The 15,750-nt window shown below is 68.6% G+C and carries 15 protein-coding genes; 11 read left to right on the top strand and 4 right to left on the bottom strand.

Translation table 11 applies throughout. The features are described from left to right. Window positions 1–6 precede the first annotated feature (6 nt). A complete protein-coding gene (locus CLU95_RS25060; protein WP_099796097.1) occupies window positions 7–534 on the bottom strand; it encodes a thioesterase family protein in 528 nt (175 codons plus the stop codon). 58 nt (window positions 535–592) lie between these two features. On the opposite strand from CLU95_RS25060, the gene CLU95_RS25055 reads away from it, so the two are divergent. The 5 genes from CLU95_RS25055 (at window position 593) to CLU95_RS25035 (ending at window position 8,328) form a co-directional block, all read left to right on the top strand. After that, entirely contained in the window at window positions 593–1,084 is a 492-nt protein-coding gene (locus tag CLU95_RS25055; protein WP_099796096.1) for a MarR family winged helix-turn-helix transcriptional regulator, read from the top strand. A gap of 200 nt (window positions 1,085–1,284) precedes the next feature. Beyond that, on the top strand, window positions 1,285–4,494 hold the full coding sequence (locus tag CLU95_RS25050; protein WP_099796095.1) for an efflux RND transporter permease subunit: 3,210 nt from the start codon (window positions 1,285–1,287) through the stop codon (window positions 4,492–4,494). Window positions 4,495–4,586: 92 nt separating this feature from the next. Then, window positions 4,587–5,843, top strand: a complete 1,257-nt coding sequence (locus CLU95_RS25045) for an efflux RND transporter periplasmic adaptor subunit (protein ID WP_099796094.1) — start codon at window positions 4,587–4,589, stop codon at window positions 5,841–5,843. After that, window positions 5,840–7,345: an efflux transporter outer membrane subunit gene (locus CLU95_RS25040; RefSeq protein WP_099796093.1), complete on the top strand. Its 1,506-nt coding sequence runs from the start codon at window positions 5,840–5,842 to the stop codon at window positions 7,343–7,345. Before CLU95_RS25045 ends, CLU95_RS25040 begins: the two co-directional genes overlap by 4 nt. A 59-nt stretch (window positions 7,346–7,404) precedes the next feature. After that, the gene (locus CLU95_RS25035) at window positions 7,405–8,328 is read left to right on the top strand and encodes an alpha/beta fold hydrolase (protein WP_099796092.1); all 924 of its coding nucleotides are present in this window, start codon (window positions 7,405–7,407) and stop codon (window positions 8,326–8,328) included. A 9-nt stretch (window positions 8,329–8,337) separates the two neighbouring features. On the opposite strand, the gene CLU95_RS25030 is transcribed toward CLU95_RS25035, so the two are convergent. Then, on the bottom strand, window positions 8,338–9,432 hold the full coding sequence (locus CLU95_RS25030) for a PA0069 family radical SAM protein (protein ID WP_099796091.1): 1,095 nt from the start codon (window positions 9,430–9,432) through the stop codon (window positions 8,338–8,340). A 134-nt stretch (window positions 9,433–9,566) separates the two neighbouring features. Here CLU95_RS25030 and CLU95_RS25025 point away from each other — a divergent pair, with 134 nt between their 5' ends. The 6 genes from CLU95_RS25025 to CLU95_RS25000 all read left to right on the top strand — a co-directional run bounded on the left by CLU95_RS25025 (window position 9,567) and on the right by CLU95_RS25000 (window position 13,671). Next, a complete protein-coding gene (locus tag CLU95_RS25025; protein ID WP_099796090.1) occupies window positions 9,567–10,160 on the top strand; it encodes a GbsR/MarR family transcriptional regulator in 594 nt (197 codons plus the stop codon). A gap of 68 nt (window positions 10,161–10,228) precedes the next feature. Further along, a complete protein-coding gene (locus CLU95_RS25020) occupies window positions 10,229–10,660 on the top strand; it encodes a thiol-disulfide oxidoreductase DCC family protein (RefSeq protein ID WP_099796089.1) in 432 nt (143 codons plus the stop codon). A gap of 29 nt (window positions 10,661–10,689) precedes the next feature. Beyond that, window positions 10,690–11,631, top strand: a complete 942-nt coding sequence (locus tag CLU95_RS25015) for an SAM-dependent methyltransferase (RefSeq protein WP_099796088.1) — start codon at window positions 10,690–10,692, stop codon at window positions 11,629–11,631. A 30-nt stretch (window positions 11,632–11,661) separates the two neighbouring features. Then, complete coding sequence (locus tag CLU95_RS25010) at window positions 11,662–12,702, top strand: polyketide cyclase (protein WP_099796087.1); 1,041 nt, start codon at window positions 11,662–11,664, stop codon at window positions 12,700–12,702. Next, entirely contained in the window at window positions 12,699–13,316 is a 618-nt protein-coding gene (locus CLU95_RS25005; RefSeq protein ID WP_099796086.1) for a DUF4166 domain-containing protein, read from the top strand. Before CLU95_RS25010 ends, CLU95_RS25005 begins: the two co-directional genes overlap by 4 nt. A 7-nt stretch (window positions 13,317–13,323) precedes the next feature. Beyond that, complete coding sequence (locus CLU95_RS25000; protein ID WP_099796085.1) at window positions 13,324–13,671, top strand: DOPA 4,5-dioxygenase family protein; 348 nt, start codon at window positions 13,324–13,326, stop codon at window positions 13,669–13,671. Here the strand turns inward: CLU95_RS25000 and CLU95_RS24995 are convergent. Continuing rightward, window positions 13,668–14,315 (bottom strand): phosphoribosyltransferase, encoded by a 648-nt coding sequence (locus CLU95_RS24995; protein ID WP_099796084.1) that lies wholly within the window; start codon window positions 14,313–14,315, stop codon window positions 13,668–13,670. The genes CLU95_RS25000 and CLU95_RS24995 overlap by 4 nt on opposite strands. Window positions 14,316–14,398: 83 nt before the next feature. Then, window positions 14,399–15,733 (bottom strand): aromatic ring-hydroxylating dioxygenase subunit alpha, encoded by a 1,335-nt coding sequence (locus CLU95_RS24990; protein ID WP_099796083.1) that lies wholly within the window; start codon window positions 15,731–15,733, stop codon window positions 14,399–14,401. Between the last annotated feature and the right edge of the window lie 17 nt (window positions 15,734–15,750).

The raw sequence follows: 15,750 nt of genomic DNA, 5'->3' as shown, positions 1-15,750 counted from the left end.
GCAGCCTTACCAGGCAGCGCTCATCACGCCCTGCTCGGCCGCGATCCAGTCGCGCACCGGCGGCGGCAGTTCATGCGCTGGCGGCACGAGCCCCATCGCGGCATAGGACTCGAGATTGGTCACCAGTCCGCCGCGCCCCACGGCCGCGCCCTTCATGTAGCCGGCGGCGCAGACCTTGTCGCCCTTGACGAACTCGAAGCGCATGTAGTTCCAGTGTTGGTCGGTGGCGTCGAGCCGGAAGCGCAGCGTGTACGTGTCGAAAGGGTTCAGGCCGCGCCGGTAGCTGATGAGCGAGCCGCCCGACATCGGCCGCCAGCCCTGGCGCAGCATGGTCGCGGCGAAACCGGTGCGCACGAAGTATTCGACCAGCATCAGATCGATGATCGTCAGGTAGCGGCCATTGTTCATGTGGCCGTTGATGTCCAGGTCATTGGGCAGCACGCGCAGTTGCCGCTCCAGCGCATTGCCGGGTGCCAGGCGCGGTGCGCGCCAGGCACGCAACAGGGTCATCAGCAGACGGAGGTAGAGGTTCATGGCGGCACTAGAATTGGTTCAATCATGAACAGTATAGTTCAACACTGAACCATATCCAATGCCCACCGCAAAGACCCCCAAGCCCCGCAAATCCGACCGAGCCCCCTCCTCGCCGCACGGCACGCTCGCATGGCTGGCGGTGGTGCGGGCCTACAACCTCTGCGATGCGGTGATGGGTGCGCGGCTCGCCGCCATCGGGCTGCGCGTGGGCGAGCACGAGGTACTGGCCACCATTGCGACCACGCCGGGCATCACGCAGCAGATGCTCGCGGCACGCTGCTTCGTCGCCAAGAGCGGCGTGAGCATGCTGCTCAAGCAGATGGAGGGCAAGGGCTGGGTGCGGCGCGACAGCGACGGGGCCGATGCGCGCGTGCGGCGCCTGACGCTCACCGAGGACGGCACGGCCATGGCGCAGAAGTGCCTGGCGGTGCAGGCCGAACTCGTCACCGCCATGGCCGCGCCAGCCACCGAGGACGAACTGGAAACGGTGGCCGACACGATGAACCGCGTGTCCATGGTGCTCGAGGCGCTGCGGTCAGGCAAGGCCTAGCCGACTGGCAGCCACGCCCTCACCTGCGCGACCAGTTGCCCCAGCGGCGCCGTCGCATCGACCGACAGCACCCCCGCCGAATCCCGGCCCGATGCGGCCTTTTGGTAAAGCACCACACCCCATTCACCGGCGCGCGCAAACTTAAATCTACTTCCTTATGATGCAAAACCTTTTTTCGTCGGAAGCAGAGAGCCCGCGCCATGGTCCAGCTTGCGTTGCGTCGTCCGTACACCTTCATCGTCATGGCGATGCTGATCGTGCTGGCCACGCCCTTTGTGCTGGCGCGCATGGCGACCGACATCTTTCCGGAAATCAACATTCCGGTGGTCAGCGTCATCTGGAACTACAGCGGCCTGCCGGCCCAGGAAATGGGCCAACGCATCTCGGGCCAGGTGGAGCGCGGGCTGACCACCACGGTGAGCGACATCGAGCACATCGAGTCGCAGTCGCTGGCGGGCGTGGCGATCATCAAGGTGTTCTTCCAGCCCACGGCCAACATCGAGATGGCCATTTCGCAGGTGGTGGCCTCGATGCAGGCGCAGGTGCGGCAGCTGCCGCCGGGCATCACGCCGCCGCTGGTCATCAAGTATTCGGCCTCCAGCGTGCCGGTGATCCAGCTGGCGCTTTCGAGCCCCACGCGCTCTGAAAACTCGCTGTTCGACGCCACCGTCAACCAGCTGCGCCCGCAGCTCATCACGGTGCCGGGCGCAGCCATTCCGTTTCCTTACGGCGGCAAGAACCGGCTGATTTCGGTCGACCTCGACACCCAGGCGCTGCAGGCGCGCGGCCTCTCGCCGGCCGACGTGGTGAACGCGGTGAACACGCAGAACCTGATTCTTCCCTCGGGCACGGCCAAGTTCGGCAGCACCGAATACAACGTGCGCATGAACGGCTCGCCCGACGCCATCGCGGGCCTGAACGACCTGCCGATCCGCACGGTGAACGGTGCCACCACCTACCTGCGCGACGTGGCCTACGTGCGCGACGGCTTCTCGCCGCAGACCAACGTGGTGCGCCAGGACGGCGTGCGCGGCGTGCTGCTGTCGGTGCTGAAGAACGGCGGTGCGTCCACGCTGGACATCGTCTCGAACATCCGCGCCATGCTGCCGATTGCCGCGCAGACGATGCCCGAAGACATCAAGATCACGCCGCTGTTCGACCAGTCGGTGTTCGTGAAGGCCGCCGTGAAAGGCGTGGTGTTCGAAGCCATCCTGGCCGCCGCGCTCACGGCCGCGATGGTGCTGCTGTTCCTGGGCAACTGGCGCAGCACGCTGATCATTGCGCTGACGATTCCGCTGTCGATCCTGGCGTCGGTCCTGGCGCTGTATGCACTGGGCGAAACGCTCAACCTCATGACCCTGGGCGGGCTCGCGCTCTCGGTCGGCATATTGGTGGACCAAGCGATCGTGACCATCGAGAACATCGAACGGCACCTGCACATGGGCACGCCGCTCAAGGAGGCCATCGAGGTCGGCGCGGGCGAGATCGGCTCGGCGGCTTTTGTCTCGACGCTGTGCATCTGCATCGTGTTCGTGCCGATGTTCTTTCTCTCGGGCGTGGCGCGCTTCCTGTTCGTGCCGCTGGCCGAGGCCGTCGTGTTCGCGATGCTGGCCTCGTACCTGCTGTCGCGCACGCTGGTGCCCACGCTGGTGATGCTGCTCATGGGCGGCTCGCACGGCGAGCACGCGCCGGCCGCAGGCGCGAAGCCCAGTGCCCTGCAGCGCGTGTACCGCGCCTTCGACCGCCGCTTCGAGCGCGTGCGCCGCGCCTACACGCTGGTGCTGTCGGCGGTGTTGTCGAAGCGTGCCGGCTTCATCGGCCTGTTCCTGGGCTTTTGCCTGCTGTCGTGCCTGCTGTACCCCGTGCTGGGCCGCGACTTCTTCCCCACGGTCGATGCGGGGCAGATCCGCCTGCACCTGCGCGCGCCCACCGGCACGCGCATCGAGGAAACCGCGCGCCTCACCGACAAGGTGGAGGCTGCCATTCGCGAACTGGTGCCTCCGGACCAGCTCGAAACCATTCTGGACAACCTGGGCGTGCCCAACAGCGGCATCAACCTGTCGTACAGCAACGCCGGCACCATCGGCACCTTCGACGGCGAGTTGCTGCTGTCGCTGAAGGACGGCCACCGGCCGACCGAAGAGCATGTGTCGCGCCTGCGGGCCGAGCTGCCCAAGCGCTTTCCGGGCATCGAGTTCTTCTTCCAGCCGGCGGACATCGTCACGCAGATTTTGAACTTCGGCCTGCCTGCGGCCATCGACGTGCAGTTCAGCGGCAACGACCTGGCCGGCAACGCCGCGCGCGCGGCCGAACTGACCAAGGCGATCCGCCAGATTCCGGGCGCGGTCGACGCTCACGTGCACCAGCGCCTGGACGGCCCCGCGCTGAGCCTGCAGATGGATCGCACGCGGCTGCAGCAGTACGGCCTGACGGCCTCGAACGTGGGGCAGAACGTGCTCATCGCGCTGTCGGGCAGCTCGCAGACGGCGCCGGCCTTCTGGCTCAACCCGGCCAACGGCGTGGTCTACAGCATCGCGGTGCAGTCGCCGCAGTACACGGTCGATTCGCTCGATGCGCTGCTCAACATTCCCGTGGGCGCATCTGGCGCCGGCAGCGCCGGGGGCTCGCAGCAATTGCTGGGCAACCTGGTCGAAGCGCAGACGGCGCGCCAGCCGGCCGTGATGTCGCGCTACAACATCGCACCGGTGATCGACGTGTACGTGAGCGTGCAGGGCACCGACCTGGCCAGCGTGGCGTCGAAGGTGCAGAAGCTGGTCGACGAGATGCGCCCGAAGCTCTCGCGCGGCAGCCGCGTGGAAATTCGCGGGCAGGTGCAGACCATGCAGTCGTCGTTCATCGGCCTGGGCGTGGGGCTGGCGATGGCGATCGTGCTGGTGTACCTGCTGATCGTGGTCACCTTCCAGTCGTGGCTCGACGCGGCCATCATCATCACGGCCCTGCCGGCCGCGCTGGCGGGCATTGCGTGGATGCTGTTCATCACCGGCACCACGCTGAGCGTGCCGGCGCTCACGGGCGCGATCATGACCATGGGCGTGGCCACGGCCAACTCCATCCTGCTGGTGTCGTTCGCGCGCGAGCGGCTGGCTGCGGGCATTCCGCCGCTGTCGGCCGCGCTCGAAGCCGGCGCCACCCGCATCCGCCCCGTGCTGATGACGGCGCTGGCGATGGTCATCGGCATGATCCCGATGGCGCTGGGCATCGGCGAAGGCGCCGAGCAGAACGCGCCGCTGGGCCGCGCCGTCATCGGCGGCCTGATCTTCGCCACGGTGTCGACCTTGTTTTTCGTGCCCGCCGTGTATGCGGGGGTGCACAGTCGGATGGCGCGTCGCCGTGCAGCACGCGAAGCACAGCAACAACCGCCAGCGGGCATCGCGCCCCAGGAGAACTAGGACTTGACCCCCACGCTCATTCACTTCGTGTATTCGCTGCCCCCCAGGGGGGCCGCAGCTCGCCTTGGGAGCGGCCCGGCGCCGAGCTGGTCATGACGGAGCAACGCCACTCGGCATTGGCCATCCACCCCATCGCGGCTGAAGAAGGCGACGGCGAATTGCTGCGCCGCCGGCAGATCGTGCGGCGCACGCGCTGGCTGGTGCTGATCGTCCTGGTGCTGTTGGCGCTGGGCGCGGCGCGCACGGTGTTCGTGCGCATGGCCAATGCGCGGGCGCTCGAAGCCGGCACGGCCGAGCGCGCGAAGCAGTACGTGCAGACCGCCCTGCCCCGCACGCCCACGGCCGGCCAGACGCTGTCGCTGCCCGGCACGCTGCAGGGCTTCGTGCAGTCGCCCATTGCCGCGCGCGCCAGCGGCTACCTCAAGCGCTGGACCAAGGACATCGGCAGCCGCGTCGAGAAGGGCGAGCTGCTTGCCGAGATCGAGACGCCCGAGATCGACCAGCAGCTGTCGCAGGCCGTGGCCGCGCGCGCGCAGGCTGCCTCGGGCCTGGCGCTGGCGCAAAGCACCGCCGAGCGCTGGGAAGCGCTGCGCAAGAAAGACGTGGTGTCGCAACAGGACCTGGACGAACGCCGCAGCGCCGTGGCACAGGCCACGTCGAACGTGGCGGCGGCCGATGCCAACGTGCAGCGCCTGAAGCAGACCGAAGGCTTCAAGCGCGTGGTGGCGCCGTTCGCGGGCGTGATCACGCGGCGCAACGTCGACACGGGCGACCTCATCGATGCGGGTTCGGGCGGCGGCGCCGGGCGTGCGCTGTTCATGCTGGCGCAGACCGACCCGCTGCGCGTGTACATCAACGTGCCGCAGGCCTATGCCCAGCTCGTGAAGGCGGGCCAGCCCGTGGTCGTCACGCAGGCCGAGCTGCGCGGCCAGACCTTCAAGGGCGAAGTGGCGCGCACGGCGGGCGCCATCGACACGACCACGCGGATGATGCAGGTCGAGGTGTCGCTGCCCAACAAGGACGGCGCGCTGCTGCCCGGCGCCTACGTGCAGGTGTCGCTGCCGCTGGCCGCCAGCCGCACGCTCACCGTGCCGTCGAACGCGCTGCTGTTCCGCGCCGAAGGCACGCGCATCGCGGTGGTCGATGCGCAGGGCCGCATCCATCTGCGCGCCGTGACGCTGGGGCGCAACTACGGCGAGAACGTCGAGGTGATCGACGGGCTCGAAGGCACCGACCGCATGGTGCTGAACCCGTCGGACTCGCTGGCCGAAGGCGATGTGGTGGCGGTGGCGCCCGAGGCGCCGCCCGCCGATGCCAAGGCCGCCGCACCGAAGAAGGACCCGGCGTGAGACTGCGCGCGCCGCTTGCGACCACCACGGTCGCCGCCGTCGTCCTTCTGCTGGCCGCGGGCTGCGCCGTCGGCCCCGACTACCAGACGCCCGACACGCCGCTGCCCGTCAGCTGGAAGCTCGAGGAACCCTGGCGCCCCGCCACGCCCGCCGATGCCGCCGACAAGGGCCCGTGGTGGAAGCGCTTCAACGACGCCACGCTCGACACGCTGCAGGCACAAGCGCTGGCCGGCAGCCCGACATTGGCCATTGCCCAGGCGCGGCTGGCGCAGGCGCGCGCCACGCTGGCGGCCAGTTCGGCCAGCCAGTACCCGCAGCTGGGTCTGGGCACGCGCGCCTCGCGCCTGAAGATTTCCGCCAACCGGCCGCTCACCAACTACAGCGTCGCCAACTCGACGACGGTACAGAACGACTTCGCCGTGTCGCTGAACGCGAGCTACGAACTCGACCTGGCGGGCCGCGTGCAGCGCAGCGTCGAAGGCGCCAGCGCCTCCGCCGAACAGTCGGCCGCCGACCTGGCGACCACGCGGCTGCTGCTGGGCGCCGACGTGGCCAACAACTACTTCAACCTGCGCTCGACCGACATCGAGCTCGACGTGCTGTCGCGCTCCATCGGCCTGCAGCGCCGCGCGCTGGAACTGGTCACGGCGCGCCACGACCTGGGCGCGGTGTCGGGCCTCGATGTGGCGCAGCAGCAGGCGCTGCTCGAAACCACGCGCACGCAGGTCGACGTGCTGAAGAAGCAGCGTGCGCAGTACGAGCACGCACTGGCCACGCTCACCGGCACGCCCGCGCCGAGCTTCGCGCTGCCGGTCGACCTGCGCGAGATCAGGCCGCCGGCGGTGCCGCTGGGCGTGCCCTCGGACATCCTGCAGCGCCGGCCCGACGTGGCTTCGGCCGAACGCGCCATGGCCGCGGCCAACGCACAGATCGGCGTGGCCACCGCGGCCTTCTATCCGAGCTTCCTCATCTCGCCGACCGTGGGCGTGGACAGCCGCCTGATCGAATCGCTGTTCAACGGCCCCAGCCTGCTGTGGTCGGTGGGCGTGTCGGCCACGCAGGTGCTGTTCGACGGCGGGCGCATCCGCGCCAATGTCGACTTTGCCAAGGCGGGCTACGACGCCACCGTGGGCAGCTACCGCCGCACCGTGCTCACGGCGATGCAGGAAGTGGAAGACGGCATCACCGGCCTGTCGGCACTCGACAGCGCGACCACGCAGGCGCAGTCAGCCGTGACCGCGGCGAGGCGCGTGCTCGACATGGCGACCAGCCGCTACGAGGGCGGCGCCTCGACCTACCTGGACGTGATCACCGCGCAGCAGTCGCTGCTGACGGTGGAGCGGCAGGCCGCGCAGTTGCAGGGGCAGCGGCTCTTGACGTCGGTGTTCCTGGTGAAGGCGCTGGGCGGCGACTGGTGCGAGGCGGGCCGTGCGGACAGCGCGAGCGATGTAGCCGCAGGTTGCCGTTTTCAGGGGATGGCCGGCCTGGCCAAAAGCCCGTAGCATCGCGCCGCCCTCCCCCGCGTCGTACGGACGCTGCCTCTTTTTCGAAGGACGCGACGATGTTCAAACGGATGCTCGGATTCCTGGCGGTCGCGTTTCTCGCGACCTCCGCCCTCGCACAGACCGGCGGCATGCCGGCCTTCTCTCCCGCCTTCAAGACCCGCGAGATCGCCGTCAACGGCACCACGCTGCATGTGCGCGTGGGCGGCACCGGCCCCGCCGTCACGCTGCTGCACGGCTACGGCGAAACCGGCGACATGTGGGCCCCCATGGCCAACGTGCTCGCGCGCGACCACACGGTGGTGGTGCCCGACCTGCGCGGCATGGGCCTGTCGGCACGCGCCACCACGGGCTTCGACAAGAAGGCCCAGGGGCAGGACGTGGCGCAGCTGCTCGACAAGCTCGGCATCACGAAGACCCAGCTGGTGACGCACGACATCGGCAACATGGTCGGCTACGCTTTTGCGGCGCAGCACCGCGACCGCGTGACGCGCTTCGTGCTCATCGACGCGCCGGTGCCGGGCGTGGGCCCCTGGGAAGAGATTCTGAAGAACCCGCTGCTGTGGCACTTCCGCTTCGGCGGCCCCGACATGGAGCGGCTGGTGGCCGGGCGCGAGCGCATCTACCTCGATCGCTTCTGGAACGAGTTCTCGGCCACGCCGGCCCGCTTCAGCGAAGCCGCGCGCCGGCACTACGCGCGCCTGTACGCGCGGCCCGGCAACATGCATGCGGGCTTCTCGCAGTTCGCGGCCTTCGACCAGGACGCCATCGACAACAAGGCCTTCCTGGCGCAGGGCAAGCTGGAGATGCCGGTGCTGGCGGTGGGCGGAGAAAAGTCGTTCGGCCCGACGATGGCGGTGGTCATGCGCTTCGCCGCCAGCGACGTGACCGAAGGCATCGTGCCCGGCTCGGGCCACTGGATCATGGAAGAGAACCCGCAGGCCACCACGCAGCTGGTGGGCGAGTTCCTGCGCAAGAACTAGGTACAGGACCTAGAACAGGCTGCCCTGCCCCGCAGCGCCAGGCGGCCGGAACGCGCTGGTGTCCAGCGCAATCCGCTCGCGGTTGAAGCCCAGCCGGTTCGTCGCCTTCTGGAAGCGCTGGTGGATCAGGTCGGCCCACAGGCCCGAGCCCTTCATGCGCGTGGCGAAGTCGGCGTCGTAGTCCTTGCCGCCGCGCATCTCATGGATGCGCGCCATCACGCGCTCGGCGCGCTGCGGGTAGTGCAGCTCGAGCCATTCCTTGAACAGCGGCGCCACCTCCCACGGCAGACGCACCACGGTGTAGAAGGCGCTGCGCGCGCCGGCCTCCCAGGCGGCCTCGAGCACCTGCTCCATGTCTTCGGTGATGAACGGAATCTGCGGCGCCACGCTCACGCCCACCGGCACGCCGGCGTCGGCCAGGGTGCGGATGGTGCGCAGCCGCCGGTGCGGCGCCGCGGCGCGCGGCTCGAGCTTGCGCGCCAGTTCGCCGTCGAGCGTGGTGATCGTGACGTACACGGCCGCGAGCCGGTCGGCCGCCATCGGCGCGATCAGGTCGAGGTCGCGCTCCACGGCGCTCGACTTGGTGATGAGCGCGAACGGATGCCGCACCTCGCTCAGCAGCTCGATCACGCCGCGCGTGAGCCGCAGCTCGCGCTCGATGGGCTGGTAGCAGTCGGTGGCGGTGCCGATGGCGAGGTTGCTGGGGCGGTAGCTCTTGCGGCCGAGTTCGGCGCGCAGCACCTCGACGAGGTTGCGCTTGGCGATGAGCTTGGTCTCGAAGTCGAGGCCGGGCGAGAGGTTCAGGTAGCTGTGCGTGGGCCGCGCAAAGCAGTAGATGCAGCCGTGCTCGCAGCCGCGGTACGGGTTGAGCGAACGGTCGAACGGAATGTCGGGCGACTCGTTGCTGCTGAGCACCGACTTCACGTCTTCGAAGCGCACCTCGGTGGCCAGCGGCAGCAGTTCGGCGGCTTCGGCCTCGCCTTCTTCCAGCGTGCCCCAGCCGTCGTCGAAGGCGTTGCGTTCGTCTTTGGAGAACCGGTGCGCGAGCCGCGTGGCCGCGCCACGACCCTTGATGATGTGGATGGGAACCTGGGCGGCGGGCATGGCGGGTCCTTGGAAGGAAACAGGAAACAAGGTGAATAACTGTTTATTCATACAGTATTTCACTTTTGACCCGGTGCTGCAGAATTTTTTGTTTCTGTCTTGACAGAAATTTAGGAAATCCTAAACTCGGCGCCATGGAACTCACCGACATTCAACGCAAGTTCGTCCTGCACTGGGGCGAGATGGGCTCCATGTGGGGCGTGAACCGCACGGTCTCGCAGATCCACGCCCTGCTGTTCGCGCACGGCAAGCCGATGCACGCCGAAGAGCTGTGCGACACGCTCGGTGTCGCCCGCTCCAACATCAGCAACAGCCTGAAGGAACTGCAGGCCTGGAACCTCGTGCGCGTCACCCACACGCTGGGCGATCGGCGCGACTACTTCGAGACCAGCGTCGACGTGTGGGAGCTGTTCCGCACCGTCGTGCGCGAGCGCAAGGAACGCGAGTTCGACCCCACCGTGCGCGTGCTGCGCGAACTGGTGTCCAGCCCCGACTTCCAGAAGGAGCCGGCCGACGCGCAAGACCGCATCCGTTCCACCATGGAACTCATGGACAAGCTCGCCACCTGGGCCGACGAAATGCTGCGGCTGTCGCCCGGCACGCTCGACAAGGTGCTCACGCTCGGCGCCAGCGTGCAGAAGTTCGTGCGCGGCGACACCACGCCGCCACCTCCCGCAGACAAGGGCGACGACCCCGACGCGCACCACGCCAGCCTGCCGATGATCTGAGAAAGGCCGCGTCCTTTTTTTGCCTTCTTATTTCTGTTTTGACTGAAATATCGAGAACCAAGAACGCCATGACCCGCTTCGCCCCCGCCATCTACCCGCTCACCGTCTATTTCGACGCCACCTGCCCGCTGTGCACGGCCGAAATGGGCGCCATGCAGGCGCGCGACAGCGCCGGCCGGCTGCGCCTGGTCGACTGCTCACCCGCCGGTTTCGCGGACGGCCCGGCACCGCGCGAGGCGCTGATGCGTTCGCTGCACGCGGTCGATGCCGCTAGCCAACTGCGCGTGGGCGTCGACGCCATCCGCGCCTGCCGCGCCGCGGTGGGCCTGCCGGCGGGCGGCGCGGTGCTCGACCTGCCGGTGATCGGCCGACTGGCCAACCGCGCCTACGCGGTGCTGGCCCGCAACCGCTACCGGCTGCCGCGCTGGCTGGTGCTGCGGCTCGCGGGGCACGGTGCGATCGCGCCAGCCACCTGCGCCGACGACCATTGCAAGCTCTGAAAAAACTCACATCGCCTGAAGGAGTTTCGATGCCCGACGTCTTCCAGCCCGACTTCCGCCTGCCCGGCACCGCGCGGCCCACGCCGCCTGCGGTCGAGGGCCAGGTGAGCCGCGAGGACACGCAGGACTATTTCACCGAGGTCGCCGACGACTACCGCGCCTGGAGCCCCAGCTACAACATGCACTTCGGCTTCTGGCGCCTGGGCCTGAACCCGCTGCGGCGCGAAGGCATGCTGATCGAGATGAACCGCACCGTCGGGCGCGCGCTGCAGCTCGACACGGCGACCACCGGCCCGCGCTGCGTGCTCGACCTCGGCTGCGGCGCTGGCGCCACCTCGCGCACGCTGGTCGGTGACGACCCTGCGCTGCATGCGGTCACCGTGACCAACGTGCCGGTGCAGAACGGCATCGCCGCGCGGCTCGACGCGCGGGCCGGCGTGGCCGACCGCGTCGCGCACGTCGAAGCCGACTACACCCGCACCGGCCTGCCCGCCGCCCAGGCCGATGGCGCCTGGGCGCTCGAAAGCGCCTGCTACGCCGAGGGCACCGCCAAGGCCGACTTCGTGCGCGAGGCTGCGCGGCTGCTCAAGCCCGGCGCGCGGCTGGTGGTGGTCGACGGCTTCCTGCTGCGCCGCGAGCCCGGCCGCCTCGCGGGCTGGCTGCACCGCCTGTGGGCCGACAGCTGGGCCGTGCCCACGCTGGCCGTGCGCGAAGACTTCACGGCCGAGCTGCGCGCGCAGGGCTTCGACGACATCGAAGTGACGTCGCTGCGCTGGCGCGTGGCGCCCAGCGCGCTGCACATCCCGGTGCTGGCCACGCGCTTCACGCTGGCCGAACTCTGGAAGGCGCGCGGCAAGCTCAGCCCCTGGCGCCGCAAGCACATCGTGGCCAGCTACTGCGCGCTCGCGCTGGGCATGTTCTGGCGCGACTTCGACTACGCCATGGTGACGGCCCGACGCCGCGCCGACTGAGCCCCCACAAGAAAAGGAGAAGAGGTTTCCATGCGCACCGATCCCGAAGAAAGCAAGCTCGCCGATCTGGCCCCTAACGACGAAGTGCCGGCCAAGAAGCCCGTGCGCGGCATGCCCTTCGGCTGGTTCTGGCCCATGTTCGCCGGCGCGGCGATCGCGTTCGTGCTGCGCATCGTCTTCGGCGGCGGGCCCGGCGAGCCCTTCTCGGCCATGCTGGGCTCCTTCGTCTATCTCGCGCCCGCGGCGTGCGGCGCGGTCACGGTGTACATGGCCGAGCGCATCGAGCGGCGCAGCTGGGGCTACTACCTCTGGGCGCCGTGGGTGGCCACCGCGCTGTTCGTCGGCGGCACGCTGATGGTGTTCATCGAGGGCATCATCTGCGCCGCCTTCATCGTGCCGCTGTTCGCGGTGATGGGCAGCGTCGGCGGGCTGGCCATGGGCATCGTGTGCCGGATCACCAACTGGCCCAAGCCCGCGCTGTACAGCTTCGCCCTGGTGCCGCTGCTGCTCGGCGGCATCGAGCCGCAATGGCCCAACCCGGACCAGTTCTCGAACACCTCGCGCACGCTCTTCATTGCCGCGCCGGCCGAACGCGTGTGGCACGAACTCAACGCCGCGCGCGACATCCGCCCCAGCGAAGTCGGCGACGCGTGGGCCTACCGCGCCGGCGTGCCGATGCCGGTGTCGGGCGTGACCGTCGACACGCCCGCGGGCCGCGTGCGCCAGGTGCGGTGGCAGAAGAACGTGCACTTCGAAGAGGTCGTCACCGAGTGGCAACCCAACCGCCTGCTGAAGTGGCGCTTCCGCTTCACGCCCGAGTCCTTCCCTGCCGGCGCGCTCGACGACCACGTGATGATCGGCGGCCAGTACTTCGACCTGCGCGACGCCACCTACACGCTGACCCCGCGCGACGGTGGCACCGAGCTGCGCGTCGCGGTGTCGTGGCGGCTGAGCACGCGCTTCAACTGGTATGCGGACCCGGTCATGCAGTTCCTGCTTGGCGACGCTTCCGAGAACATCCTGCGCTTCTACAAGGCGCGCAGTGAAGCCACCGTGGCGGTGGCAGGATGAGCGCGCCCCCCGTCTTCCAGCAGGCGCTCGGCCCCGCATGGAACCAGCTCGGCGACGTCATCCGCCGCCACTACACGATGGCGCCGTTCTCCGACGACTACGTGTGCGTGCGCGGCGCCATGAGCGAGGTCTGGCACGCCCCGTGGGCCGCGTTGCTGATGCCCTTCGGCCGGCTGTTCGGCGCGCTGGTGCCGCACCAGGGTACCCACGTGCCGATCGAGGTGCACTACCGCTGCCACCCCGACAACGCCCGCCTCTACTGGGACCGCGTCTTCCACTTCCCGGGCAGGCCGCCCTTCCATTTCCGTTCGCACATGGAACACGACGCGAGGCAAGGTAGCGAGGTGATCGAATACGTGCGCTTCGGCATCGGCATGCGCCTGGCGGTGAGCGCGGAAGACGGCGCGGTGGTGTTCCGCGACAGGGGCTACATCTGGCGCATCGCGGGGCTGCGCATTCCGCTGCCGCTGGGCCTCTTTCTCGGCACCGCCTATGTCGAGGAACGGCCCGACCCGTCCGACCCCGACCACTTCACCATGAAGATGCTGCTGCGCCACCGCTGGTTCGGCGACGTGTTTCGCTACAGCGGCCGCTTCCGCCTCGGTTCACAATGAGCCCACCATGCCGCGCCGCCCCGAAAACCTCTACGCCCAGTACCACGCCCACATCTACTTCGCACCCGATACGGTGGCGCAGGCGCGCGCCCTCTGCGAGCGGGCGGGCCACGAGCTGATGGTGGTGGTGGGCCGCGTGCACGAACGCCTCGTCGGCCCGCACCCGCACTGGAGCTGTCAGTTGGCCTTCGACGCCGCCGAGTTCGACGAGGTCATCGGCTGGCTCGACGCCAACCGCAACGGCCTCGACATCTTCGTGCACGGCGTGACCGGCGACGACTTCGCGGACCACACGACGCATGCGATGTGGCTGGGCGAAGAAAGCGCGCTCGACCTGCGGATGTTCCGGCGCTAGAGCGCTTCGCTGCGCGCTTGCGCCAGCAGCGCGCACACCTCTTCATCCGTCGTCTGCGAGAAGTCGCCGTACCAGGCGCCGACCGCCCGAAACACCGTGGGACAGCGCACGCACAGCACATCGTCGGCTTCGCGCTGCAAGACCTCGCAGGCCTCGGGCGAGCCCACAGGCACGGCGGCGACGATGGTGCCGGCGCCCTGCCGCCGCAGCCCGCGAACGGCCGCGCGCATCGTGGCGCCGGTGGCAAGCCCGTCGTCGATCACGAGCACCGTGCGGCCTTGCACATCGCACGCCGGGCGAGCACCTCGGTAGACCTGCGTGCGGCGCGCCAGCTCGGCGCGTTCGGCGCGGACCACGGCGTCGATCTCCGACGGCCGCAGGTCCAGCGTGCGCACCAGGTGCGCGTCGATCTCGGGCACGCCATCGCCCGCGAGCGCGCCGAAGGCGTACTCGGGTTGTTCAGGCAGGCCGAGCTTGCGGACCACCAGCACGTCGAGCGGCAAGCGCAGCGCGCACGCCACCTCGAAGGCCACCGGCACGCCGCCGCGCGGCAGCGCCAGCACCACGGCGTCCGGAAAACCGCCGCGCCGCTGCAGCAACGCAGCGAGCTGGCGGCCGGCCTGTGCGCGATCACGAAACTTCACGGCGTGTGCTCCCGACAAGGGATGTTCACACGCTGTGCGCAACACCGCGAGCCCCGGCGCAAAGACCCGGATCACAGCGTGCGTTACGCAGCTTCTTGCGTTTCCACCTCGGCGTCCGACGCGCCCCCGTGTACCTTGAAGAAACTCGCGCCCTCGACCTTCTGGCCGATGGCCTTCTCGTAGGCCGCACGCACATCGTCAGGCTGCCCGGCCTGCCCGAAGAAGTCCTTCAGGTACGGCCCCAGCAGCGGATGCGCCGCCAGTTCCTCGCGCGGCAGGCCGTGCAGCATCTCGTCGCGGCAGGCCGACGGCAGGCACACGTCGTGGTTCTTCTCGGGGTCGCGGATCAGGCCCTTGGGCTCGTGCGACGGGTCGGACTGCATCGACTCGAGCTCTTCAAAAAAACGCCGGCGCATCATCACGATGCCCTTGTCGCTCTGGCCCAGCTTCTCGCGCGTGCGGTCGGTCACGGTGCCCTGCCCCACCCACACGACGAAGTCCTGGTTGGCGACATGGCTGGTGATCCAGCGGCCCGTGATCGAATCTTTGATGGGGCCGTACCACGAGGGAATGCGTTCCTGCACATACGGCTCCTGCTCGGTGGGCACGCGGCTGAGCACCCACAGCACGCTCAGCGTGTGGTGGTCGTCGATGGGCACGCGCCATTCGAAGTGGTGCCCGAGAAAGAACCCGTTGGGCCACAGCGTGACGCGGCCCGTGGTCCACATCACGTTGTCTTCGCGCTCGCCGCCGCGCAGGCGCTTGTAGACAAAGCCGTGCTCGAACTCTTCGAAGGCCAGCTTCAGGTGCGTGGGCACGTAGGGGCCTTCGTCGCCCTGCAGGCGCGTGGTCCAGTTGTTGTGCGTCCACTCGAAGTGCACGGGGTCGATGGAGTTTTCCTGGCACTGGAACCAGTTGCAGGGAATCTCGGCGAACACGGCCTGCGCGAAACCGTTCCTGCAGTTGAAGAGTTCCCAGTCGGGCAGCAGCGGCGCGGGCTGCGGGCCCATGTAGGCCCACAGCAGGCCGGCCTTTTCCTGCACAGGGTAGGCCTTGATCTTCGTGTTCTTGCGCATGCGCGCGTCGGGGTCCAGCGTTTCTTCAAAGGGCTGGTGGATGCACTGGCCGCTCGTGTCGTACTGCCAGCCGTGGTAGCTGCAGCGCAGGCCGCATTTCTCCACGTAGCCGTACGACATGTCGGCGTTGCGGTGCGGGCAGCGCCGATCGACGAGGCCGTAGTTGCCGCTCAGGTCCTTGTAGAGCACCAGGTCTTCGCCGAGGATGCGCAGCGGCTTCACGGCCTTGTCGTCGAACTCGCTGGCACCGGCGATCGGGTGCCAGTAGCGGCGCAGGTAGTCGCCCATGGGCTTGCCCGGACCCACTTCGGTCAGCAGGCGGTTCTTTTCTTCGCTCAACATGCATCGTCTCCTTGTCT

It is taken from the genome of Variovorax sp. 54, from assembly GCF_002754375.1.
In the GTDB taxonomy this organism is placed as follows: domain Bacteria; phylum Pseudomonadota; class Gammaproteobacteria; order Burkholderiales; family Burkholderiaceae_C; genus Variovorax.
Note: the sequence above shows the minus strand (reverse complement) of the source record. Positions and strands in the feature narration are given on the sequence as shown.

What these genes read in the sequence shown, in the direction of transcription:
- CLU95_RS25035 (WP_099796092.1), top strand. Translation starts at nt 7,405, where the DNA reads ATGTTCAAACGGATGCTCGGATTCCTGGCGGTCGCGTTTCTCGCGACC.
- CLU95_RS25045 (WP_099796094.1), top strand. Translation starts at nt 4,587, where the DNA reads ATGACGGAGCAACGCCACTCGGCATTGGCCATCCACCCCATCGCGGCT.
- CLU95_RS25030 (WP_099796091.1), bottom strand. Translation starts at nt 9,432, where the DNA reads ATGCCCGCCGCCCAGGTTCCCATCCACATCATCAAGGGTCGTGGCGCG.
- CLU95_RS24990 (WP_099796083.1), bottom strand. Translation starts at nt 15,733, where the DNA reads ATGTTGAGCGAAGAAAAGAACCGCCTGCTGACCGAAGTGGGTCCGGGC.
- CLU95_RS25005 (WP_099796086.1), top strand. Translation starts at nt 12,699, where the DNA reads ATGAGCGCGCCCCCCGTCTTCCAGCAGGCGCTCGGCCCCGCATGGAAC.
- CLU95_RS25060 (WP_099796097.1), bottom strand. Translation starts at nt 534, where the DNA reads ATGAACCTCTACCTCCGTCTGCTGATGACCCTGTTGCGTGCCTGGCGC.
- CLU95_RS25055 (WP_099796096.1), top strand. Translation starts at nt 593, where the DNA reads ATGCCCACCGCAAAGACCCCCAAGCCCCGCAAATCCGACCGAGCCCCC.
- CLU95_RS25000 (WP_099796085.1), top strand. Translation starts at nt 13,324, where the DNA reads ATGCCGCGCCGCCCCGAAAACCTCTACGCCCAGTACCACGCCCACATC.
- CLU95_RS25015 (WP_099796088.1), top strand. Translation starts at nt 10,690, where the DNA reads ATGCCCGACGTCTTCCAGCCCGACTTCCGCCTGCCCGGCACCGCGCGG.
- CLU95_RS25025 (WP_099796090.1), top strand. Translation starts at nt 9,567, where the DNA reads ATGGAACTCACCGACATTCAACGCAAGTTCGTCCTGCACTGGGGCGAG.
- CLU95_RS25010 (WP_099796087.1), top strand. Translation starts at nt 11,662, where the DNA reads ATGCGCACCGATCCCGAAGAAAGCAAGCTCGCCGATCTGGCCCCTAAC.
- CLU95_RS25050 (WP_099796095.1), top strand. Translation starts at nt 1,285, where the DNA reads ATGGTCCAGCTTGCGTTGCGTCGTCCGTACACCTTCATCGTCATGGCG.
- CLU95_RS25020 (WP_099796089.1), top strand. Translation starts at nt 10,229, where the DNA reads ATGACCCGCTTCGCCCCCGCCATCTACCCGCTCACCGTCTATTTCGAC.